Annotated in this window: 15 protein-coding genes; 12 read left to right on the plus strand and 3 right to left on the minus strand. The window is 54.1% G+C overall.

What is annotated here, in order from left to right:
- Positions 1-7: 7 nt before the first annotated feature.
- On the minus strand, positions 8-2,080 hold the full coding sequence (locus tag FYZ48_RS24120) for a M20/M25/M40 family metallo-hydrolase (protein WP_149345112.1): 2,073 nt from the start codon (positions 2,078-2,080) through the stop codon (positions 8-10).
- Positions 2,081-2,405: 325 nt separating this feature from the next.
- On the opposite strand from FYZ48_RS24120, the gene FYZ48_RS24125 reads away from it, so the two are divergent.
- The 10 genes from FYZ48_RS24125 (at position 2,406) to FYZ48_RS24170 (ending at position 16,981) form a co-directional block, all read left to right on the plus strand.
- Positions 2,406-4,445, plus strand: a complete 2,040-nt coding sequence (locus tag FYZ48_RS24125) for an AMP-binding protein (protein ID WP_149345113.1) — start codon at positions 2,406-2,408, stop codon at positions 4,443-4,445.
- On the plus strand, positions 4,442-5,641 hold the full coding sequence (locus tag FYZ48_RS24130; protein ID WP_149345114.1) for an acetyl-CoA C-acetyltransferase: 1,200 nt from the start codon (positions 4,442-4,444) through the stop codon (positions 5,639-5,641). The genes FYZ48_RS24125 and FYZ48_RS24130 overlap by 4 nt, the downstream gene beginning before the upstream one ends.
- A gap of 31 nt (positions 5,642-5,672) precedes the next feature.
- Entirely contained in the window at positions 5,673-6,605 is a 933-nt protein-coding gene (locus FYZ48_RS24135) for a 3-hydroxyacyl-CoA dehydrogenase family protein (protein WP_149345115.1), read from the plus strand.
- 3 nt (positions 6,606-6,608) lie between these two features.
- Entirely contained in the window at positions 6,609-7,376 is a 768-nt protein-coding gene (locus FYZ48_RS24140; protein ID WP_149345116.1) for a 3-hydroxybutyrate dehydrogenase, read from the plus strand.
- A 137-nt stretch (positions 7,377-7,513) separates the two neighbouring features.
- Positions 7,514-10,759 (plus strand): DUF1549 domain-containing protein, encoded by a 3,246-nt coding sequence (locus tag FYZ48_RS24145; RefSeq protein WP_149345117.1) that lies wholly within the window; start codon positions 7,514-7,516, stop codon positions 10,757-10,759.
- A gap of 51 nt (positions 10,760-10,810) precedes the next feature.
- Positions 10,811-12,109 carry a DUF1501 domain-containing protein gene (locus tag FYZ48_RS24150; protein ID WP_149345118.1) on the plus strand — a complete coding sequence of 433 codons (1,299 nt, stop codon included), beginning with the start codon at positions 10,811-10,813 and terminating at the stop codon, positions 12,107-12,109.
- A gap of 189 nt (positions 12,110-12,298) precedes the next feature.
- Positions 12,299-13,615 (plus strand): sulfatase-like hydrolase/transferase, encoded by a 1,317-nt coding sequence (locus FYZ48_RS24155; RefSeq protein ID WP_149345119.1) that lies wholly within the window; start codon positions 12,299-12,301, stop codon positions 13,613-13,615.
- Between the two features lie 24 nt (positions 13,616-13,639).
- The gene (locus FYZ48_RS24160) at positions 13,640-15,064 is read left to right on the plus strand and encodes a neutral/alkaline non-lysosomal ceramidase N-terminal domain-containing protein (protein WP_149345120.1); all 1,425 of its coding nucleotides are present in this window, start codon (positions 13,640-13,642) and stop codon (positions 15,062-15,064) included.
- 18 nt (positions 15,065-15,082) lie between these two features.
- The gene (locus tag FYZ48_RS24165; protein WP_149345121.1) at positions 15,083-15,877 is read left to right on the plus strand and encodes a 3-keto-disaccharide hydrolase; all 795 of its coding nucleotides are present in this window, start codon (positions 15,083-15,085) and stop codon (positions 15,875-15,877) included.
- A gap of 120 nt (positions 15,878-15,997) precedes the next feature.
- Positions 15,998-16,981 (plus strand): nucleoside hydrolase, encoded by a 984-nt coding sequence (locus FYZ48_RS24170; protein ID WP_390625143.1) that lies wholly within the window; start codon positions 15,998-16,000, stop codon positions 16,979-16,981.
- 47 nt (positions 16,982-17,028) lie between these two features.
- Here the strand turns inward: FYZ48_RS24170 and FYZ48_RS24175 are convergent, their stop codons facing one another.
- The gene (locus FYZ48_RS24175; protein WP_145041764.1) at positions 17,029-17,622 is read right to left on the minus strand and encodes a response regulator; all 594 of its coding nucleotides are present in this window, start codon (positions 17,620-17,622) and stop codon (positions 17,029-17,031) included.
- Between the two features lie 846 nt (positions 17,623-18,468).
- Between FYZ48_RS24175 and FYZ48_RS24180 the strand changes: the two genes are divergently transcribed.
- Together FYZ48_RS24180 and FYZ48_RS24185 are read left to right on the plus strand one after the other, a co-directional pair.
- Positions 18,469-19,110, plus strand: coding sequence for a response regulator transcription factor (locus FYZ48_RS24180; RefSeq protein WP_149345123.1), 642 nt, complete (start codon positions 18,469-18,471; stop codon positions 19,108-19,110).
- Between the two features lie 352 nt (positions 19,111-19,462).
- Positions 19,463-21,154 carry a PAS domain-containing sensor histidine kinase gene (locus tag FYZ48_RS24185; RefSeq protein WP_149345124.1) on the plus strand — a complete coding sequence of 564 codons (1,692 nt, stop codon included), beginning with the start codon at positions 19,463-19,465 and terminating at the stop codon, positions 21,152-21,154.
- A gap of 13 nt (positions 21,155-21,167) precedes the next feature.
- Here FYZ48_RS24185 and FYZ48_RS24190 read toward each other — a convergent pair whose 3' ends face one another.
- On the minus strand, positions 21,168-22,793 hold the full coding sequence (locus FYZ48_RS24190; RefSeq protein WP_187782190.1) for a PAS domain-containing sensor histidine kinase: 1,626 nt from the start codon (positions 22,791-22,793) through the stop codon (positions 21,168-21,170).
- Between the last annotated feature and the right edge of the window lie 95 nt (positions 22,794-22,888).

Raw genomic sequence — 22,888 nt, forward strand, 5'->3', positions numbered from 1 at the left:
ACAACGCTTATTTGGGTTTACCCAGCTTCACGGTCAGTTTGACCCGCTTTCCGTCCCGCAGGACGGTGACCTCTACCTCCTCGCCGGCGGAAAACATCCGCAGCGCCAGGTCGAAGTCATCCAGGCCATCGATTTTCGTTTTGCCCATCTTGATGATGGCATCGCCGGATTTAAGGCCCGCTTTGTCAGCCGGGCTGCCGGGAGAAGCTCCCGAAATGTGATAGCCGGGGCCTTCCCCACCGAAGTCCGGAATACTGCCGAAGTAAGGCCGGTTCCCGGAACGCATGGTTGCGGCGGGACGCTCGATCTTCACATATTGAGGCCGGTCGGGGTTCTCTGCAGTCGCGATAGCGATCTCTTCCAGAAACCCGATGATCCGTTCCATGCCCGGGATATTGATTTTGTCCCAGTCATCAGAGGGACGGTGGTAGTCGCTGTGAGTTCCCGTAAACAGGTGCAGTACCGGAATCTGCTTGCCGTAAAAAGAGCTGTGATCGCTGGGACCGAACCCTTCCGGCTTGAGTGAGAGTTTCAGGTCGTAGGCTTTGGCAGTATTTTCTACCAGTTTTTCCCAGCGGGGGGCGGTGCCGGTACCGAAGACGGTCAGCTTGTCGTCAGTTAAACGTCCGACCATATCCATGTTGAGCATCGCCACGGTGTTCTTCAGGTCAAACACGGGATTTTTGACGTAATGTGCTGAGCCGATCAGCCCCCGTTCTTCACCGGTAAAGGCGATAAACACCAGGCGGCGAGGCAGGGGCTCCTTGCGGGCTGCCAGTTTGCGGGCCAGTTCGATCAGGGCCACGGTTCCCGAGGCATTGTCGTCAGCACCATTGTGGACATCGGTCGAACCGGGGGCCAGTGAACCTTCACCGCCATAACCGACGTGATCATAGTGGGCGCCGATGACGATGGTTTCATCAGCGTGAGGCCCTTTGCCTTCCAGCACGCCAATCACGTTTTTGACTTCTGTGCGAATCTGTTCGACGGAAATTTCGCCCCGGGCTTTCCACTGGGGTAACGCGAAACTTTCCGGCTTGAAAGTTTCGTCGATTTTACCTTCCAGTTCCTGCAGCGTTGGTTTCCCGGCGTCCTTGAAAAGTTCGTTACACTTTTCGATGGTGATGTGAGCGATTGGAATCGAACGACCATCTCCGCTGCCGGCATAACCAAATTCCATCAGGCGGTCGAAATGCGCCTCTTTCAGATTCTTGCGTGCCTGCTGCACGTCGTGCAGAGCTTTCTTCAGTGAAACAGCACTGGTTTCCTCTTTATCTTTCGCTGCTTTTTCCCATTTTTCTGTAGCGAGAATCAGTTCTTCAATCGCGTCCTGTTCCAGTTCGCGGGCCTCTTTTTTGTGTTCCTGCGTCGAATAGTAATCGTTGACGAACAGGATCGCTTTGGCCCCTTTACCGAACGCGGTGCTGACTTTATAGCGGAGTGCTGCATATCGCGAAATGCCGTGTGCCCCTGCGAACGGGCTCTCTTTATCGCCCTGCTGGGGCGTGCGACGCATGATGATGACGACCTTGTCTTTTACATCGACGTTGGCGTAGTCATTGTATTTCGCGTCCTGGGCATCGATGCCGTATCCGCAGAAGACGACTTCCGCATCAAATTTTCCCGAGCCGCCGAACGAGCAGGAGCGAAAATCCTTGTCGTAGGCGAGGGGAATTGTTTTTCCGTCTGGTCCGGTCAACTGCAGTTCGTTGGTCGGTCCCAGTTTGCTGCCCGTGTTGATGGTGAATTTCTGAAAGGCACTTTCTTCGACCGTTGTCACATTCAGGCCGGCTGCTTTGAATTCTTTGACGATATAGTCCGCAGCGAGGTTGATGCCCTGTGTGTCGACACCACGCCCTTCCAGTTCATCGGAGGCCAGGTATTTGATTGCGTCCAGCATCCGTTTCCCGCTGGCAGAATCGACTTCCGTTTTGGCTTTCGCGCTGGCGGGTTTGGTCGGAGTTTCGGCCCGCAGGCTGGCAGGGCCGGTAATCAGTGAGAGGCTGACGCCACATACGAAAAGCAGACCGTATCCGGTTGCGAGTAATCGGGAAATCCGGTTCGAGTTCAGAACAGACATATAACCTCTTTCTCCACAGGTTTCTGAAAAGGGGGCCTGTTGTCTTTACGTGTTCGTCTGGAAGACTGTTGGAAGCGGGATGCACTACTATCAGTCGCGCATCCGATAATATCATTTTCGCAATTCCCGTGCTGAATGGAAGCCTGTTAATAAAGATAAATCAAAAAACATATTTGTTCCCAACTCTTTTTTGTTGTTGCGTTTACGAAGCAGCGGCCTGAACTGGCGAATTGCCGGCGGAACGGGTAGAGTCTAAAAGAGAACCCCACCGTGAGCACATGGACCATGCTGCTGACGGGATGCACAATTGAACTGGGAATCACTCATGGACATCACAGCTGTAGCGCTCGAAAACTGTGGTCTCTCGCCTGAAACAGCGGTTCAGCTGCAACAGAGACTGCAGGCCTTACCTTCACAGCACGAAAATGAACTCTGGCAGACGCTGGTCACAGATTTCCTCACTCCCGAGCTCCCGTTCGCCGTCCATCAGCTGTTGTATCACAGTGTCTATCAGAGTCAGCTTGAGAGTGGTACGCCTGCCCCGGCCTGGTTTCCAGGGGAGCGGGAACTGTCGGAATCCAATCTGGCCGGCTGGCTGAATGAATTGAATCTGCACAGTATAGAAGATCTGCACTCCTGGTCGGTACACGATCGAGGCCATTTTACTCAGAAGCTGATCGATTCCCTGCGGATCCAGTTTCAGGAGTCGCCGCGTGAGATCATGAACGTTGAGACAGGCATCGAACAGGTCCAGTGGTTAACCGGGGCGCGTTTGAATATCGTCGAGAGTTGTTTTCGCGATAAATCCGACGAGACAGCCGTCTGCTTCCAGAAAGGAAGTTCGGAACTGCAGCAACTCAGCTATACCGAATTGAAACAGCTGACCGCGCAGGTGGCCAATGGACTGCGGGAAGCGGGTTACGAGCCCGGAAGCCGGATTGCCGTCATGCTGCCGATGACAGTGGAATCGGTAGCAATTTTTCTGGGAATCATCGCCGCCGGTTGTGTGGTGGTGACCATTGCCGACAGCTTCTCCGCCGAAGAGATGCAGGTCCGGCTGAAGATTACCGAGCCGGAACTCATCTTCATCCAGGATGTCATCTCCCGCGGCAGCAGACAGTTGCCCCTCTATGCCAAACTCGGCCAGGAACAACGGCTCCCCGCGATCGTGTTGCCCGAACAGGAGACGCTACAGGTGCCGCTCCGCGCAGGGGACCGAACCTGGTCGGAATTTCTCTCGGAGAACCGGGAGCTGACCTGTGAGCCCCGCAATCCGCACGATGAAACCACGATTCTCTTTTCTTCCGGAACGACGGGCAACCCCAAAGGCATTCCTTGGGATCAGACCACGCCGATCAAATCCGCCGGCGACGGCTTTCTGCATCATGATATTCAGGCTGGCGATGTCGTCTGCTGGCCGACCAATCTGGGCTGGATGATGGGCCCCTGGCTGGTGTATGCCACGCTGATCAACGACGCCACCCTCGCGTTGAGCGATGCGGTGCCCACCAGCCGCGCGTTTTGTGAGTTCGTACAGAACGCCCGTGTGACCATGCTGGGGCTGGTCCCGAGTATCGTCTCTGCCTGGCGGAGCCAGGATAGTGTCGCCGGGCTGGACTGGACGCAGATCAAGGTTTTCAGTTCGACCGGAGAATGTTCGAATCCGGATGATATGCTCTGGCTGATGTCGCGGGCCGGTTATCGTCCCGTGATTGAATACTGTGGCGGAACCGAGACCGGCGGCGGTTACATTACGGGTACTGTATTGAAGCCGGGTGTGCCCGGCCTGTTTGCCTGTCCGGCGGTGGGCTTCGACTGGCTGCTGCTGGATGAAGCAGGTCACCTGACTGAAAATGGGGAAGTCTTCTTCGTGCCTCCTGTGATCGGCTTGTCGACCCGCCTGATCAACCGCGATCACCATGAGGTCTACTTTGCCGACATCCCGCCGGGACCGGAGGGGGAACTCTTGCGTCGGCACGGTGATCAGATCGAAGCGTTGCCCGACGGTTATTTCCGGGCGCAGGGCCGGATTGACGATGCGATGAACCTGGGAGGGATCAAAGTCAGCTCCGTGCAGATTGAGGAACTGCTCACCCAGGCGGAAGGCGTAAGGGAAGTGGCCGCGATTGCAGTGCCCCCGGCGGGCGGTGGTCCAAGTCTATTGGTGATTTATGTCGTCATGCAGCCGGAAGCGAACTTCGAGGCAGAAGCCCTGCAGTCCAGCATGCAGCAGATCATTCGCAGTCAGCTCAATCCACTGTTTAAAATACAGGCGGTGCGCGAGATCGAACAGTTGCCCCGCACGGCATCCAACAAAGTGATGCGGCGGAAATTACGGGATTTATTTCAAGGTTCAGAAACATGAGTCAGCAGGGAGAACAGCGGGTTGCCGTTCTGGGAGCCGTCCGCACACCCATTGGTGCCTTCAACGGTGCCTTTCAGAATCTGTCGGCAGTCCAGTTGGGTACGACGGCTATCAAGGAGACACTCAAGCGGAGTCAGTTGACCGCACTGCAGGTAGATGAAGTCATCCTGGGGCAGGTCTTCACCGCCGGCTGTGGTATGAACCCGGCTCGACAGGCGGCCGTGCACGCGGGCATCCCTTATCATGTCCCGGCGACGACCGTGAACATGGTTTGCGGGTCCGGTCTGAAGTCGGTTGCTTTGGGGATGCAGTCCATTCTGTGTGGCAAGTCGCGCGTCGTTCTGGCGGGCGGAATGGAGAGTATGAGTAACACTCCCTATCTGCTAAAAGGAGCCCGCAGTGGATTCAAGATGGGCGATCAGCAGCTCGTCGATTCCATGATCCACGATGCCTTGTGGGATGCATTTTATGATTGTCACATGGGCATTACCGCCGAGAACCTGGCAGAGAAATACGAGGTGACGCGGGAAGACCAGGACCGTTTTGCGGTACAGAGCCAGCAGCGTTACCAGGACGCCCTGGCGGCGGGGAAATTCGATGAGGAAATCGTGAGCGTCTCGGTGCCACAACGCAAAGGGGAGCCGAAGCTGGTTTCCGTTGACGAACATCCGCGGAAAGAAACGAGCCTGGAAGCAATCTCGTGTCTGCGTCCGTCCTTCAAAAAAGAGGGAGGGACGGTGACCGCCGCGAATTCCTCGGGGATCAACGATGGGGCCGCGACGCTATTGATCGCGGAGGAAGCGTTTGTTGAAGAACAGAAGCTGAAACCGCTGGCCTGGATTCGCAGCTTTTCGAATGTGGGACTGGATCCACAGTTCATGGGCATGGGGCCTGCTAATGCGATTGAAGATCTGTTACAGGACGCGGGGTTGAAACTCGCGGACATCGATCTGCTGGAAGTGAATGAAGCCTTTGCCGCACAGGCCCTGGCGGTCGGCAAGAAGCTGGGCTGGGATGAAGCCCGCGTGAACGTCAACGGCGGGGCGATTGCCCTGGGACATCCCCTGGGAGCCAGCGGAGCCCGCGTGGCAGTGACGCTGCTACATGAGATGCGGAAACAGCAGGCGGCCCGCGGCATTGCCTCGCTCTGCATTGGGGGCGGCATGGGAATCGCCATGTTATTTGAGTCCGCTTAAAGTGACTATCTAAGAAAGAGGGCGTTACAGCATGCAGGAAATTGGGATTCTGGGAGCAGGTTTGATTGGGGCGAGCTGGGCCTCTTTTTTCGCGGCGCAGGGGCTGAATGTCCGGATCTATGATGTGAACGAGGAAGTGAAACAGCAGGCCCTCGGCGTAGCGGAGAACAATCTGCAGCGGCTGGTGAAACTGGAACTGCTCAGCGCAGAAGCGAAAGCCGTCGGTCTCCAGAATCTGCAACTGGTTGACTCGATGCAGGAGTTGTTAACCGATGTAGAATACGTTCAGGAATCGGTGATTGAAGATTACGAGATCAAAGCCGACGTCTATCGGCAGTTCGAGCAATCTGCTCCCGAGACCGCCATTCTGGCCAGCAGTTCTTCGGGACTGTTGATGACGCGGATGCAGTCAGTCATGCAGCACCCCGGACGCGCGCTGATTGCGCATCCTTTCAATCCGCCGCACCTGATCCCCCTGGTGGAACTGGTGCCCGGCGAACAGACAGCGCCAGAGACCGTCGAACGGGTACGCGACTTCTTCCAGCAGCTGGGCAAGTATCCCGTGATCCTCAATAAAGAGGTGCCAGGGCATATTGCCAATCGACTGGCGGCGGCGATCTGGCGTGAGTCACTGGCATTACTGGACGAAGGGGTCGCCAGTGTGGAAGACATTGATGCGGCCCTCTGCCAGGGACCGGGTCTGCGCTGGGCGCTAATGGGACAGCACCTGATTTATGAGCTGGGTGGTGGAGAGGGCGGCTACGAGAAGTTCTTCGATACCATCGGGGCTTCGTTCGAAGCGTACTGGGAAGACATGCAGACCTGGACCCGGATTCCCGAGTCAGCCAAAGAGAAAGCGGTGGCGGGCACGCAGAAGTACCTGGAACAACAGGGGCGAGCCGAGCGGGCCGCCTGGCGCGATGAGAAGCTGGCGCGGATTCAGCAGATTTTGAAAGAGGACTAAACCATGACACAAGCCAAAGTCGCTTTGATCACCGGCGCTGCCAGCGGCATCGGGGCGGAAATCGCCCGGACGCTGTTCCATGAAGGCTGTGATGTGGTGATCGCCGATCTGCACGAGCCTGAATATCTCACGGAGCTGTCTGCGGAAGGACAGCGAACACTGTTTGTCTCCACCGATCTGTCGCAGGTAGAGCAGTGTCAGTCGCTGGTGGAGCAGGTGACCCGGGAGTGGGGTGGCGTGGATATCCTGGTCAACAATGCGGGCTTTCAGCATGTTTCGCCCCTGGAAGAATTTCCGGAAGCGGTCTGGGAGAAGATGCTGCAGGTGATGCTGACAGCGCCTTTTCTGCTGACAAAGTATGTCCTGTCCGGAATGAAACAGCGGCGGTGGGGACGCATTATTAACATGGGCTCGATTCATTCCCAGGTGGCCTCGCTCAATAAAGCGGGGTACATCGCCGCCAAGCATGGACTGGTGGGACTGACGAAAACGACGGCCCTGGAAGGGGGACCGTTTCAGATTACCGCCAATGTGATCTGTCCTGCCTATGTGCGTACGCCCCTGGTCGAACAGCAGATCGCGGCCCAGGCGGAGACTCTGGGGATCAGCACTGAAGAGGTGGAAAGTCAGGTCTTCCTGAGAGCTTCTGCGACGGGCCGCATGATTGAGCCTGCCGAGGTGGCGTCGATGGTCAGTTATCTCTGCTCGGATCAGGCCAAATCCATCACCGGTGCCTGCTGGACCATCGATGGGGGCTGGACGGCCCAATAGCCGTGTTTAGGCTCTGATCTCCGTTTTTACCGGGCGGGCAATTATTTAACATTGCTAACAGGGACGCGACGTATTAGAGTGTGCTTATGTAAGCGGCTCACAGAACACCTTACCCGACTTGTGTGATGAGGTGAAGTATGCGCGTTCCACGTCCGACCAGATCCTTGTGGCTGTTATTGCTGATGCTGCCGTTGCAGGTGGTTGCAGCGGAAACAGACGCTCCCGTTGTGGCGCAGACGCCCGAGGAGCTCGCCATAAGGGAGCTGCGCGGGATTTATACGAATCTCCAGCAGAACAAAGATGGCACGGTCCGCCTCGTACGGTTCAGCAAGCCGCACGTCACCGCCGAAAAGCTGGCTCACCTCGAACAGTTTCATCAGCTGGATTACCTGGCCCTGGTCTGCCCACACCTGGGGGATGAAGTACTGCCTCATCTCCAGGACCTGACCAACCTGGATACCTTATTACTTTCGGAATCGAAGGTCACGGATGCAGGGTTGCAGCACCTCCGGAAGTTGAATCGTCTGGAGCGACTTTACCTCGACAATACAAAGCTCACCGATGCGGGACTGAAACAGCTCTCACAACTGACGCAGCTCAAAGTACTCTCACTGCGCAATACAAAGATTACCGACCAGGGGCTGGCTTCTCTGAAAGGACTGCAGCATCTGGAAGTTCTGCTTCTCTCGGGAACCCAGGTCAGCGATGTGGGTTTGTCTGCGCTCAACGCATTTCCGCAGTTGAAGACGCTCTACCTCGCGCGAACGAAGGTCAGGGGCACGCTACTGGCAGAATTGAAGCTGCCCGCGCTGGAATACCTCTGTCTCAATCGTTGCAGACTGGCTCCTGATGCGACAGACGCACTTTCAAAACTTTCACATCTGAAAGGCCTGGAAGTCTATCACACGGGGCTGACCTCAAAGGCTCTGTCAGAATTGAAAACTCAACTTTCGAAGACGGCTTTGTTCACTGAAGATACAACAGCCCCAGAGACATTGGCTGCATTGACTGAGCAGAAACAGCAGGTTCCGACCACAGAGCAACCACTGCTGAAACCGATTCAAGAACGGATCGCAGCGGGAGAGAAGCTGGTTCCTGATTTCCAAAAGCATGTGATTCCGCTGCTGGGGCGACTGGGGTGCAACAGTCGCAACTGTCACGGCTCGTTTCAGGGGCGCGGTGGATTTCAACTGTCGATGTTCGGCTATGACTTCAAGCTGGACCATGACAACCTGCTGGAACGGATCGACAAACAGCACCCGAAACAAAGCCTGGTATTGAACAAGCCGACTTCGGAAGACGAACATGAAGGGGGGCTGCGCCTGCCACCCGGCGGTTGGGAACAACAGCTGCTGCACGACTGGATTGCTGTGGGAGCCGCGTCGGTTTCACCGGAGGGACCCCGTTTTGTAAGGCTGGATGTGACGCCCCGACAGATCGTCTTTAAGAAAAAGGGAGAGTCGGCGACGTTGAAAGCCATCGCCGTCTGGTCGGATGGGACGCGTGAAGATGTGACCTGCCTGACCCGCTTTGAATCCAAAGACGACAGTGTCGCGGAAGTCACTCCGGAGGGTGTGATTCAGGCGAAAGCTCCCGGCGATACTTATGTCATTTCGTATTACGATAACGGAATCTTTTCCACGCAGGTCCTGCAGCCGGTGCGGGAGTATCAGCCGGGTGAATATCCCGAGGTCCCCACGCCGACTGTTGTGGATCGGCATGTGCTCAACAAACTGCAGAAGCTGGGTATCCAGCCCTCTGAATTGTGTACGGATGAAGAATTTCTCAGACGCGTCAGCCTGGATATGACGGGCACGCTTCCGACGCCGGACGAGATTCGGGATTTTCTCAAAGATCCATCTACCGAGAAACGAAGCCAGAAGATTGAGGAACTGCTCGCGCGACCCGGTTACGTGGCCTGGTGGAGTTTGAAGCTGTCTGACCTGACAGGCAGTAACGCGGGCTACCTGGGCGGGACCGAAATGGCACAACCGGTGGCCGGTCAGTGGAATGCCTGGATCCGGCGTCGGGTGGAAGACAATGTCGGCTGGGATAAGATTGTCTCGGGAATCATTTTGGGTACGAGTCGACTGCCGGGCCAGACTTTTGAAGAGTTCATGGCACAACAGAGTGAGTTCACCAGTGTGAAAGACCGGGCTGACTTCACCGCCCTGGATAATTCGATGCCCCACTACTGGGCGCGTTCGAACATGACGGTGCCCTCCGATAAGGCGCTCGCCTTTGGTTATACGTTTCTGGGCATGCGACTGGATTGTGCCCAGTGTCATAAGCATCCCTTCGACGAGTGGTCGCAGCAGGATTTCAAGCTGTTTACCGAGTTTTTCACACGTATCAAATTCGGTGTGCCCCCCGATGCCCGCGTCCTGCATGAAGAGACGCGGAACATGCTGGGCGTGCCGGTGAAGCTCAATACCGCAGCCCTGCGCAGACAGAGTTATCTGCGGATTGCGGCTGAGGGACGGTCGATTCCCTGGCGGGAAGTTTATATTGAACCCGCGCAGGGGGATCAGCAGCTTGCCAAACTGCTGGGGGGAGAAGAGATCAACATCAGCGGAGTTCAGGATCCGCGTGAGCTACTGATGGCGTGGATGTTGAACGAGCCCAATCATTATTTTGCGAAAGCATTCGTGAACCGGATCTGGGCGCATTACTTCAACGTGGGGATTATCAATCCGCCGGATGATCTGAATCAGGCGAACCCACCCAGTAACAAGGCACTGCTGGACTACCTCGTGCAGGGGTTCATTGAGAGCGGTTACGATATGAAGTGGCTGCATCGGACGATTGCCAACAGCCGGACGTATCAGCTCAGCTGGCGACCGAACGAGAGCAATCGGAAAGATACCCGCAATTTCAGTCATGCTGTGCTGCGGAGACTACCGGCGGAAGTCGCCATCGATGCAATTCAACAAGCAACAGCGGGAGACAAGAAGTTGCTACAGCACGTCAGCAAAATGGACGGGCGCAAGATTACACAGCACCCGCTTTCGTTCCAGGCACGGTCGATTGACTTTTCTTTGCTGGTTTTCGGCAAACCTTTGCGGACAACCAACTGTGATTGTGAACGCCAGGATCAGCCGACGCTGTTACAGTCGCTCTATGTACGCAATGATGCCGAGATGCTGAGTCAACTGACCCGCCCGGATGGCTGGCTGTCAGAAATGGAACAACAGACATTGGATGCTGCGGCTCGGAAAGAGCTGATTCAGGAAGCCTACCTGCGGACGCTTTCCCGAATGCCGGAAGAGCCAGAACTGCACGACAGCCTGGAGTACCTTCAGACGACCAAAACGATTCAGGAGGGACTCCAGGACCTGATGTGGGCGCTGCTCAACACGCAGGAATTCATTACGAATCATTAGACCCGCGGAATGGGAAAATTTGCGATCGATAGAGCGCATGAGGACGGAATTATGAAGCAACGGAAACAGATTAAGCGACGAGATGTCTTGCAGGCGGGGTTCCTGGGTGGACTGGGGCTGTCATTACCCGGGTTCCTGAAACTGTCAGCCGCCCGGGCAGAGGCTCCTGCCCGGAAGAAATCGTCGGCAGATGCGGTCCTGTTCCTGAATCTGGCGGGTGGGGTTTCGCATCTTGATACGCTGGACATGAAGCCCGAAGCACCGGTGGAAACGCAGGGGGAGTTCAAGTCCATCCAGACTTGTATGCCGGGGCATCAGGTGTGTGAGTATCTGCCGAAATACGCAAAAGTGGCCGATCAGTTCACACTGGTGCGTGGGATTTCGCATTCCGCGGGAGCACATCCCCAGGGGCAGTCCTGGATTTCGACCGGAAATCGACCTGTGCCTGCGCTGATCTATCCTTCGCTGGGATCGGTGATCACCAAAGAGATTCCCAGCCGTCCCGATCTGCCCGGCTATGTTGCGATTCCCAAAACGGAGTGGAACGCCGGCTATATGGGAGATGCCTTTGCGCCTTTTAAGACGAACACGGTACCTCAACCGGGAAAGCCTTTCCAGGTGCGGGGGATTTCGCTGCCGGAAGGTCTGACGCTGGAAAAAGTCAATCAGCGGCAGCAGTTGCTCAACAAGCTGGATCGTCGGTTTAAAGGGGAACAGACCGAGAGCCAGTTACTGGACGCACTCGATCAGTTTGGTTCCCAGGCCTATCACATGATTACTTCCAAACGGGCCCGGGCTGCCTTTGATGTCGAGCAGGAATCACCCAGATTACGCCAGATGTTTGGTGCCGATGAATTCAGCCAGTCTGTCTTTCTGGGTTGTCGTCTGATCGAATATGGCGTGCCTTTTGTAACCGTGACCTACCAGGGGTGGGACACGCATACCGAAAACTTTGCCGGGCATCGACGCCTGATACCGCCGCTGGATGCGGGAATGACCGCGGGACTGGAAATGCTCAAGCAGAAGGGGCTCTGGGAGCGAACTTTGGTGGTGATCATGGGCGAATTCGGGCGGACGCCGAAGATCAATGAGAACGCGGGCCGCGATCACTATCCCCGTGTGAACTGGTGCCTGCTGACCGGCGGGGGAGTGCAACCGGGACAGATGATCGGCGGGACGACTAAAGCCGGCGATGCACCGGATGACCAGACCGAGATCTCTCCGGATGACATTGCCGCCACGATCTATCACGCACTGGGCATTGATCCACTGAAAGAGTATTACACGAACACCGGTCGACCGACGATGCTGGTGCCCCACGGTCGGATTATGCATGAACTCTTTGCCTGAGACGTGCGGCACCGCGATGTGAGATTGATTTCAGTCAGTCACTCCAGTCTAATAAAGCGATGGTAAAGCCTGCGCCGTTACGGTTAATCTTCCCCTGCGTTCATGAATTCCGGTAACAGTGGGGCGGCTTTGCTGATTCAAACTTGCTTTGACTGATTGAGAGGTGCGCTCTTGCTGAAATCATTGCTGATGCTAATCACGTTACTCATTCCTGCGCTGGCAATCGCTGAAGAAACATCGCAGCGGCCCAATATCGTATTGATCATGGCCGATGATCTGGGTTATGGCGACCTGAGTTGTTACGGCAGTAAAAACTGTCAGACACCCCATCTGGACCAGTTGGCAGCATGCGGGATGAAGTTTACCGATTTTCATTCCAGCGGTGCGGTCTGCAGTCCGACACGTGCAGGACTGTTGACGGGACGCTATCAGCAGCGGGCCGGCATTGATGGCGTGGTGTATGCCGATCCGAAAAAGAATCGCCATCATGGTCTGCAGAAGTATGAAGTCACCCTGGGGCAGTGCCTGCTGGATGCCGGATATCGGACAGCGATGTTCGGCAAATGGCACCTGGGTTATCAGCGGCAGTACAATCCGACATTTCGAGGGTTTCAGCAGTTTGTGGGTTACGTCAGCGGCAATGTGGATTACTTGGCCCATCTCGATCAGACGGGCGTATTTGACTGGTGGCATGGTGCCGAGCTCAACCGGGAAGAGCAGGGGTATTCGACGCATCTGATTACCGAGCATGCGGTCAAGTTTATCCGCGAGCAGCATCAGCAACCTTTCTTTGTCTATATTGCACATGAAGCGGTGCACTATCCTTATCAGGGACCAAACGACCCGGCGATGCGGAAAGAGGGGGGCGGCGAAATTAAATCAGCCAAACGCCAGGATATCGCGAATGCCTACCGGGAAATGAATACCGAAATGGATAGGGGCATCGGCAAAGTTGTCGCCGTCCTCAAGGAACTGAATCTGACCGACAATACCCTGATCTTCTTCCTGTCGGACAATGGGGCAAATAACAAAGGATCCAACGGGGCACTGCGCGGTTTTAAAGGGAGCGTCTGGGAGGGGGGACACCGCGTGCCGGCGATTGCCTGCTGGCCGGGTAAGATTTCCCCGGGAACGGTCTGTGAGCAGACCACGATCAGTATCGATGTCATGCCCACAATTCTGGAATTGACCCGGGCCCGCGTTCCCCAGGGACATCAACTGGATGGTGTGAGTCTGGCGGGATTGTTAACCGCACAGAAGCAACTACCGTCACGGAAAATATACTGGGACTACCGTGGTAATTCGGCGGTACGGCAGGGACCCTGGAAACTGGTTCTGAATCAGAATCGAACAACTCCGGTGGAACTGTTCAACCTCAGTGAAGACCTTTCCGAATCAAAGAACCTGGCTGAGCAGCAGCCTGAGCGTGTTGACAGCCTGAGGGCAGCTTTCGAGGTCTGGAAAAAAGATGTCACCCAGAGCGCAACACCACAACCGGCTAAATAAACGATCCTCTTACTGGAGTCTCTGATGTATCGACTGATTTTGTGTTGCACTCTGCTGCTGACCTGCTCGCTGACTGTATCTGCAGAGGCAGATGATCTGCTCCAGGCGGGAGCGGCGAAAGTGAATATCAACCCGCCGAAATATCCGGTTTCAATGGTGGGCAGTTTTCAGGATCGACAGGCGACAGGGGCGCATGACACCTTGCATGCCCGGGCTCTGGTCTTAAAACGTGGTGACACGCGGGTAGCCTTTGTGGTCTGTGATATCTGTCTGATTTCGCGGGAGATCTTTGATGCTGCGAAAGCAATCGCCGCTCAGAAAACCGGGATCCCCACCAGCCACATGCTGACCTCCGCGACACACACGCATACCGCTCCCGCAGTGACGCCACTCGCACAATGCACGCCGAGTCCTGAATATGTGCAGTTTCTGACGGAGAGTATCGCACAGGCGATCATCGAAGCCAATTCACGGCTGGCGCCCGCGCAAATTGCCTGGGCCGTGGTGCCGGAACCGGCTGAGGTGAATAATCGACGCTGGTATGTCAAAGAAGGCGGAATCAGGCCGAATCCGTTTGGAAAGACGACCGATAAGGTGCGGATGAATCCGCCCCGGGGCAGTGACTTGTTGATCAAACCGGCCGGCCCGACCGACCCGGATATTTCAATCCTGTCGGTACAACACGCCGACGGGCGTCCGCTGGCTCTGCTGGCGAATTACTCGCTGCATTATGTAGGAGGACTGCCGCCGAACCAGGTCTCGGCTGACTATTTCGGTGAATTCGCCCGTCAGATCAAGGAACGACTGGGGGGCGATGAGACGTTTGTCGGAATTATGTCCAACGGTTCCAGCGGCGATATCAATAACATCAATTTCAGAGAACCGCGTCCACGGGCCGGTGTGTTTGAACGCATCACCGCCGTCGCAAAAGTAATCGCGGATCGGACTTATCGGGCGGTCAAGGATCTGAAGTACCGCAGGGACGTAACGCTCGCGATGGAAGAACGCACGCTGGATCTGGGAATTCGGAAGCCGAATGCGGACGAAGTGAAATATGCGAAAGCGCTATTGGCGGCTGCGAAAGATCCTGAGAAGTTGACGACTAATGAAGTCTATGCCCAGGAGACAGTGAATATTGATCAGTGGCCCGGGAGTGTGAATCTGAAACTGCAGACGCTACGGATTGGCGAGTTGGGGATTGTCGCGATTCCCTGCGAAGTGTTTGCGGAGATCGGGCTGGAGATCAAACAGAAAAGTCCGCTCAAGCCAACCTTTGTGATTGCCCTGGCCAACGGCTATAACGGTTATCTACCGACGCCGGAACAACACATCCTGCAAGGCTATGAAACCTGGCGGTCGAGCTGGAGCTATCTCGAAGTGGATGCTTCCGTCAAAATCACCGCACAGGTACTGTCGATGTTGAAGCAAGTGGATCAGAAACAAGAATAATCAGTTAGAGGAATCGAGATGAATTTATTGCAACCCAGTGCGCTCTTAACCTGTTTGTGCCTCTTTCAGTTTTGTACCTGGGGGTGCGCAGCAGAGCCCGGTTCACCCAATCAACTGACGAAGCAGGAACAGGAGCAGGGCTTTGAGTTACTGTTCAATGGCAAAGATTTGAAGAACTGGGACCAGAGTGGTAACTGGGAAGTTCAGGAAGGGGTGATTGCCCGAACCGGTAAAGGGGGAAGCCTGACTTTGAAGCAGCAACCTCTGCCGGACGACTTCGAACTTAAGTTTGAGTGGAAAGTCGGCGAAGGAAGTAACAGCGGCGTGTACTATCGCCCCGGACAATATGAGTACCAGATTCTGGATAATGAGAAACATGCGGATGGGAAAAATCCCCGCACGAGTGCTGCCTCACTTTACTTCTGTATGCCACCCTCGCAGGATGCGACGCGTCCGGTCGGCGAGTGGAACCAGGGGCGGATTGTCTGCAAAGGGACCGTTATTCAGCACTGGTTGAACGGAAAGAAAGTGATCGACTTTGATTACACCGATCCCCGTTATGCCTGGCATGTGGAACTGCTGGCAAACCGGGGTGCCCAGTTGACAGACAGGGGAGGTGTACTTTATCTGCAGGATCATGGTGATCCAGTCTGGTATCGCGGTATCAAACTCCGTACGATTCCCGGAGATGAATCGCTGGATCGTAGTCCGGTCAAGCCGGCCACTGTTTCTGATGAGGCCCTGGCGGCTGAGCAGCTGAAGCTGCAGCGGATCATGGAGAACCGGGCCCGGCAACAGCAGAAGCAGAAGTAAGCAGTCCTTGCCACAACCTTCTGGTTGCTTCCGGTGGAAACGTATTCTTAATTGCTGAAGTGAATGGTTAACGAAATGAGTTTGAGATCAATTTGTGGAATCGTACTGGCGCTGCTGATCATGTCTGAAGTGAGCGTTGCCCGAGAGCCGGTGCGGGTCATTTTTGATACCGATATTTCCGGAGACGTGGATGATGTGCTGGCACTGGCCATGCTGCATACACTGGCGGATCGAGGGGAGTGCGAACTGCTGGCTGTCACAATCTCCAAGATCAACCCGTTGACCGGGCCCTTCACAGATGCTGTGAATACGTTCTACGGGCGGGGTGAGATACCGATTGGGGTGACCCGGGATGCACAACGTCGCGAGAGCCGTTATCTGAAGCTGGTAAATGAAAAGGACGAAGAGGAGTGGCGCTATCCACATGATGTCCGCTCTAACGAAGATTTACCTGATGCGGTGACTGTGCTGCGTAAGACACTGATGGCACAGCCGGATCATTCGGTGGTCTTGATTCAGGTCGGGTTGGCAGCGAATCTCGCAGATCTGGTGGAATCGAAGGCCGATGAGATCAGCCCTCTGAGCGGAAAGGAATTGATCCGCCAGAAAGTGAGTCTGGTATCCGTGATGGCTGGCGCGTTTGAACCGATTGACGGCAATCAGCACTTTCTGGAAGCCAATATTCGCAACGGAATCAAGTCGATGCAGCGTTTCGTCAACCAGTGGCCCCGGGAAGTTCCCGTGATCTGGAGCGGTTTTGAAATTGGCATCGCGGTTCGCTATCCACGGGAGAGCATCGCGCGGGATTTCAGCTACCGTCCTCATCATATCGTGCGCGAAGCCTATCTGTTGCACAGCGGTCCCGAGCACGATCGTCCCAGCTGGGATCTGACCAGTGTACTCTATGCGGTTCGGCCGGATGACGGATATTTCACGTTGTCACAGTCGGGACGGGTGACCGTAGAAGACGACGGTTTTCTGAAATTCCAGCCGGAAGAACTGGGACGCGACCGTTACCTGGAAATGAATTCCGAACAGGCGATTCGTGTACGCGAAGTACTGCGGGATCTGGTCAGCCAGCCTCCTGCCCGTTGTGCGCCTTGAAGTCTGAACCAGAGTGCCGGGAGCAGAGACTCCAGGCACTTCATACGTCATTTGCTGACTTTGCGGTTCACTTCTTCCAGTAGAATATCAATGGACTCACACATCTCTTTTTTCAGCGCATGCAGACTGTTCTGCATGACAGCCAGGCCGTCGATGCGCTGAGTGCTTTGTCGAGTCTCTTCTGTTGTGCTGGCGGCAACAACTGGTTCCCGCTCTTCTATTTCCGGCGGTGGTTCTGACGAGCGCACGGAACCACGCAATTTGTTGACGAGCAGTTCCGTATCAATGGGTTTAATTAATAGATCTTTAAACCCGATCGCCAGTGCGTCCCTGGTCATTTCTTTCATGCGGGGAGAGGATGTTCCATGCTCCCGAGTGACCATCAGGAAGAAGTTAAGCGGGGGGATGATCCCTTCGTCATTGAAACGTTCAATTTTTGAGGCGGCTTTGTAGAGATCGATGGCATTCATGGAGGGCAGGAAGAGGCTGGTGAGCACGGCGTCGACGGAAAAATCTGTTTTGAGAATGGCGAGCGCTTCTTCCCCACTCTCTGCAGATACCGTGTCAAAATTGTGGCGGGAGAGTTTCTGGTTCAAACTTTGACGAATGAACCCGATTTCATCGACAATCAGTATTTTCATTTTCGATTCCTGCTGTGAATTAAAATCATTCGCTGTCAGCTACTTGATTTGGGGGTCTTTCACTTAATCATCTATCGCCTTCTCGAAATAAAATAAAAATGGGGGATATTACCCAATTCCAAGTAGAGTAATCACCTCCTTATTGAATTTGAAGATTAGTATAGGTAAAAGAGGTGGAATAGGGTGTGTTCAGGTGCTATGTTTATACGTAATTGGGCCTGTTTCACTCCTTTATCTTACTCCAAGACAAATCGATTCTGATGCCAGCTAAATTGAAACGGTCATGCCTGTTTTAGCCAGCATTCCTGTTATCAGGGCTGCTCTCAAGCTGATCATCAGCATGCCTGTGAGCGATAGACGCTATATTTCAGCCGCATTTTGAAAAGACCTGAAGTTCGAGACGACGGATCGTTTCCTCGGTATTCCTCCCCTCTACATGCAGTTGGTACTTTTTGTGTCCTTTAATTCCTGGATACAGAACCACACTGGAAATCGGTACTGCTTGATCTATAAAAAAAATCTGGCAAGTATCTCAAACTAAATAACTTGAAGAAAACATTGTCGACCTGCTCCTAACGATCACGTATCTAATATAGACAAAGAGATAGATAAGTAAGGAAAGCGGGCCATCAGCTTGCAGAGGGGGGAACTATATTGACTGCCCTTATCTGAAAGCACTTTTGCTTTCTTAATGGATTTAACAGAGGAACTGAGATCTGTGGCTTGCGAATGAGAGTCTTTGACGGGAACGCGTTCCTTGTTCAGGTTGAAATTGAACGGCGTGATTCTACGACTCTCTATTAGATGCCTGGACAACTTTGAACAGACACACTTTTAGAGGCCCGAATGAGCGATTTTGTCGTGTATGTGATCGATGATGATCTCGACGTGCTGGATTCTATTGCAACACTACTTTCCACATCAGGTTATGAAGTAAAAACGTATCACAACGTCTACGCATTTCTGGAATCGAAAGAGAATTCCACTCCGGGTTGTGTGCTGATCGATCTGGTCATGCCCGAAATCTGTGGGATTGAATCAATGGAACTGATTCGCAAGCAGCGGTTGTACTATCCGGTCGTGATGATGAGTGCCTATGGAGATATTGAAAAAGCAGTTTCTGCAGTCAAGCTTGGGGCCTGCGACTACCTGGAAAAGCCGTTTGAGAAAGAGAAGTGCATCAAAGCGATCGAATACGCGAGATCACAACTCAACGAGGAAGGCGGTCCTGCCGATGCGGACAGTCAGGAATATCTTGGACTCTATGACAACTTAACCCGTCGTGAAAAACAGGTCTTTCACCTGATTGCAGACGGTCAGGCGGGAAAACAGATTGCGAATGCGATGTCCATCAGCTACCGCACCATGGAAAAACATAAAGCCAATGTGTTGAACAAGCTGGGCATTTCGAGTGCGACGGATATCGTGCATATTCTATATAAAATCAAAGACCTGCCCGGTTTTCAGAGAGATGGGAACGACGCCTGAGTTCCATTCTGTCATACTCAACCAGCCACTGAGCGGCAGGATAATCTGCCTGATCGTTCAGACTTAACTAAGCCTTTCAATGGCTATCCCTGTCTGCTGGCATTCTTGCTTAACCACTCTGTTTGTAACCTGTTGCCTTTGATTTGTGAGGCGCGATCTGTCTGTCCCTAAGCTGGATTGGGGGGATTCCCCCATCGATTTTGACTGATCGAAAGTCGATAAACGGAACATCAGCATATTTTAACTCTCTCAGTGAGTGACAAGAAATCGGGGTCTTTCACAAGCTGAATTATCTGAAGGGGAAAAGTCTAACTTAAGCGTATTATCATTCTGCCAGACAGAAGGGCCTGTCATGACATCCAGACAAAGTCGATCCGTTGAGGATCAATTTGCCAGTCAGCTGTTACAACTGAGTATTGATGTTTCCATCGCAGTCGATGAGCGGGGCGTCATTTTAGCGGCGACGAATTCCATCAGCGATCTCTTCGGCTGGAGCCGCGAAGACGCGAGCGGGCAGAATATTCGAGAACTGATTTCTGAGTCCAGTCTCGAACAGTTCGACCATTATGTTGTCGAATCACTGGGGACAGCATCCGGAACTGCCCGGAATATGATGGCCAGGCGAAAGGATGGCTCCTGTTTCGCCACCGAGCTGACTCTGAAGCCCGTTGATGACCCTGCAGACCAGATTCAATTCATCGGTGTTTTCCGAGACTGCAGCGAGCAGCGCAAGTCGCAGAACAAACTGGATGAATACGTCGAGCGGCTCAAACAGTCTCGCAGAGAGATGAAACGCAAGGATTTTCAGCTCAAATCCGCCATGAGCATCGTGGATCGGGCCAATCAGGCTAAGAGTGAATTTCTGGCGAACATGAGTCACGAAATACGCACTCCGATGACGGCCATTCTGGGATACTCCGATCTCCTGAAAGAGCATTCCAACGGGCAGGAGCAGCAGGAACTGATTGAGATTATTCAGAATAATGGCGCGCATCTGCTGCAGGTCATCAACGATATCCTGGACCTCTCCAAGATCGAAATGGGGGACTTCACCATCCGGAAAGTCCACTGTTCTCCGCTGCGGGTCCTGAGGGAAGTGATTGACGAATATCAGCCCCAGGCATCTCAGAAGGGGCTCAGTCTCCAGACGCGGTACCAGAAATCAATACCCGAGTCGATTCAGACTGATCCGGCGCGATTGAAACAGGTCCTGGCGAACCTGATCAGTAATGCCATCAAGTTTACCAATGCAGGGCATATTGAACTGGATGTGCGGATGTCTGCGCAGTCTCCCCTGGATCGGATTCTGCAGTTCAGTGTGAGTGATACAGGGATCGGGATCCCTGCTGAAAAACTGAAATCCATCTTCGAGCCGTTTACCCAGGCCGACAGTTCAACATCGCGAAATTATGGTGGCACCGGACTGGGACTGACGCTGAGTCGCAAGCTGGTACAAATCCTGGGCGGTAATCTGACCGTGCAGTCTACCCTGGATCGGGGCAGTGTCTTCACCGTCACCTTGCATCTGGAACCGGATGAAGATCAGCTCTTGTCCCACGGACTGGGATTCCAGTTCGAAGCTGCTGACTCAAACAGGAAGGACATCACTGGCCCTGAAATGGACCAGCGGTCCTGTGGTAATGCGGAGAAGATTCTGCTGGTCGATGATACTCCGGAGATCCGTCGTCTATTTACATATTTGTTAAACAAGATGGGGTTGAATGTCAAAACGGCATCCAATGGAAAAGAGGCCGTGGATCAGATTCAAACCGCTGTGGCACAGAATGCTGCATTCGATCTGATTCTGATGGACATGCAGATGCCTGTGATGAGCGGTTATGAGGCGGTACGGCTTTTACGGGAACAGGAAATAGCGGTTCCCGTGATTGCGATCACGGCGCATGCCCTGGTTGCCGACCGGGAAAAATGCCTTGCTGCCGGCTGCACAGACTATCTCAGCAAACCGGTCAAATTCGATGTCCTGTATGAGATGGTGCAACGCTACCTTCCCGCCCGGGCGATGCTGCAGCTGAATCATTCCTGAGCGGGAAGTCGCTTCAGTCGTGAGCCGCGTCGGCTCTGATTTGCCGATTGAGCTCACTACGGGGACGTTCGAGGGGCTTCTGACAGGCAGGCAACTGAATACAGAAGGTTGCCCCTCTGCGGGGGTTGGGAAGAAACCACATTTTTCCCTCCGCGGCCTGGATCAGTGAGCGGCTGAGTGACAGGCCGATTCCCAGTCCGGACTGTTTACTTGTCGCGAAAGGAGTAAACAGCTTACTGCGGAAGCTTTCGGGAACACCGCAGCCGGTATCTGAGACGGAGATCTGAATCATTCTGTCCGGTGTGGAAGCCGTCGAAATGGTCAACGTGCGGGGAGCCGGGGAATGTTCCATGGCTTCTACCGCGTTTTTAAAGAGGTTGACCAGCACCTGTTCAATCTGCACGCGGTCAGCATAGACGGTCGTAAACTTATGCTTGAAGCAGGTTTTGACTTCGATCTGTTTCAGGCGGATCTGGTAGTTGATGATCTGCAGAGCGCTGCGGATACTGTCGTGAATATTAAACAGGAACCTTTGTTGAGGCTGTTTTTGAGTAAATGCTTTCAGTCTGCGGATAATCTCACCGGAACGCAGTGCCTGTCTTTCAATTTTATCGCGGAGTTGGCTGACGTCTTCTCCCTGCTCCATCAGAGTTTTCATCGCACCACAGTAATTGGCGATCGCTGTGAGAGGTTGATTCAGTTCATGAGACAGCCCGGCGATGAGTTCCCCTTTTACGACCAGACGGGACACATGGGCCAGTTCATCCCGATACTCCTGGGCAATTCTGCTGGCCTCAACTTTTTCGGTGATGTCCTGAATGGTGCCGTACATGAGTTGGCTTTCTCCCGAGGCGTCCGGCTTAAGCCCTGCCTGCAGATGGACGTATCGAATCTCTCCCTGGGGCCGCACGATACGATGCTCGAAACTGAACGGCAGCCTGTTATCAAGAGTGTTGCTGATCACCCGGGTGACCAGCTTTCGGTCTTCTTCGTGCACCATTTCCATAAAGGTCTGCGTTGTGGGCTGAAAATCGAGATCGCCCAGCCCCAGGATGCGATAGATCTCTTCCGACCACCAGAGTGTGTTCTCCCGGGTATCCCATTCCCAGCTGCCGATGTGGGCTTGCCGCTGCGCTTCTGACAGACGGGCATGCACGTGTTGTAATTTAATTTCTGCGGTTTTTCTTTGTGTGATGTCCTGGATAATCACCAGCGTCTCTTCTGGCTGGTAAGGGAGCAGCCGAGCCTGGAACCAGCGCATCGCCTGAGTGATTTCCAGTGCGTATTCAAAAGTGACTGGTGCCTGTGACTGGATCAGTTCCTGCAGTGCCGTTTCAAACTGGCTGGCAACAGACGGGGGGAAGATCTCGTGCAGATGTCGCTGGTGTACCGTTTCGACCGGGAGAAAGTGGTGCTGGTTCTTTTCATTCACGAAGCGGGTAATGACACCTCGTGAATTCAGATGAAAATAGAGGTCCGGATTCACATCCAGGATCAGTTGTAACTGGGCAGACCGCTCTGTCTCCCGTTGTTCCAGCATCTCCTGTCGCAGTTTTTCATTGATCTGCAAGCGAGTGGAAGGCTGAAGCAGTTCGGGGAGAAGATTGAGATCCTGAATTGGGGTCAAAGCAACATCCATGTGCTGGTTTCGCATTCTGTGCTGTGTTGAAGGGCTGACCGACCTGGTCCCTGTGCCTCATGTAGAGGGAGCTGGAGTTCAGGTCTTGAACTGTT

It is taken from the genome of Gimesia chilikensis, from assembly GCF_008329715.1.
Classification (GTDB): Bacteria; Planctomycetota; Planctomycetia; order Planctomycetales; family Planctomycetaceae; genus Gimesia; species Gimesia chilikensis.

Bases quoted from the DNA above. Each gene is read 5' to 3' on its own strand.
- FYZ48_RS24175 (WP_145041764.1), bottom strand. From the start codon at position 17,622: ATGAAAATACTGATTGTCGATGAAATCGGGTTCATTCGTCAAAGTTTG.
- FYZ48_RS24120 (WP_149345112.1), bottom strand. From the start codon at position 2,080: ATGTCTGTTCTGAACTCGAACCGGATTTCCCGATTACTCGCAACCGGA.
- FYZ48_RS24190 (WP_187782190.1), bottom strand. From the start codon at position 22,793: ATGGATGTTGCTTTGACCCCAATTCAGGATCTCAATCTTCTCCCCGAA.
- FYZ48_RS24160 (WP_149345120.1), top strand. From the start codon at position 13,640: ATGTATCGACTGATTTTGTGTTGCACTCTGCTGCTGACCTGCTCGCTG.
- FYZ48_RS24125 (WP_149345113.1), top strand. From the start codon at position 2,406: ATGGACATCACAGCTGTAGCGCTCGAAAACTGTGGTCTCTCGCCTGAA.
- FYZ48_RS24180 (WP_149345123.1), top strand. From the start codon at position 18,469: ATGAGCGATTTTGTCGTGTATGTGATCGATGATGATCTCGACGTGCTG.
- FYZ48_RS24135 (WP_149345115.1), top strand. From the start codon at position 5,673: ATGCAGGAAATTGGGATTCTGGGAGCAGGTTTGATTGGGGCGAGCTGG.
- FYZ48_RS24130 (WP_149345114.1), top strand. From the start codon at position 4,442: ATGAGTCAGCAGGGAGAACAGCGGGTTGCCGTTCTGGGAGCCGTCCGC.
- FYZ48_RS24185 (WP_149345124.1), top strand. From the start codon at position 19,463: ATGACATCCAGACAAAGTCGATCCGTTGAGGATCAATTTGCCAGTCAG.
- FYZ48_RS24170 (WP_390625143.1), top strand. From the start codon at position 15,998: ATGTCTGAAGTGAGCGTTGCCCGAGAGCCGGTGCGGGTCATTTTTGAT.
- FYZ48_RS24165 (WP_149345121.1), top strand. From the start codon at position 15,083: ATGAATTTATTGCAACCCAGTGCGCTCTTAACCTGTTTGTGCCTCTTT.
- FYZ48_RS24155 (WP_149345119.1), top strand. From the start codon at position 12,299: ATGCTAATCACGTTACTCATTCCTGCGCTGGCAATCGCTGAAGAAACA.
- FYZ48_RS24150 (WP_149345118.1), top strand. From the start codon at position 10,811: ATGAAGCAACGGAAACAGATTAAGCGACGAGATGTCTTGCAGGCGGGG.
- FYZ48_RS24145 (WP_149345117.1), top strand. From the start codon at position 7,514: ATGCGCGTTCCACGTCCGACCAGATCCTTGTGGCTGTTATTGCTGATG.
- FYZ48_RS24140 (WP_149345116.1), top strand. From the start codon at position 6,609: ATGACACAAGCCAAAGTCGCTTTGATCACCGGCGCTGCCAGCGGCATC.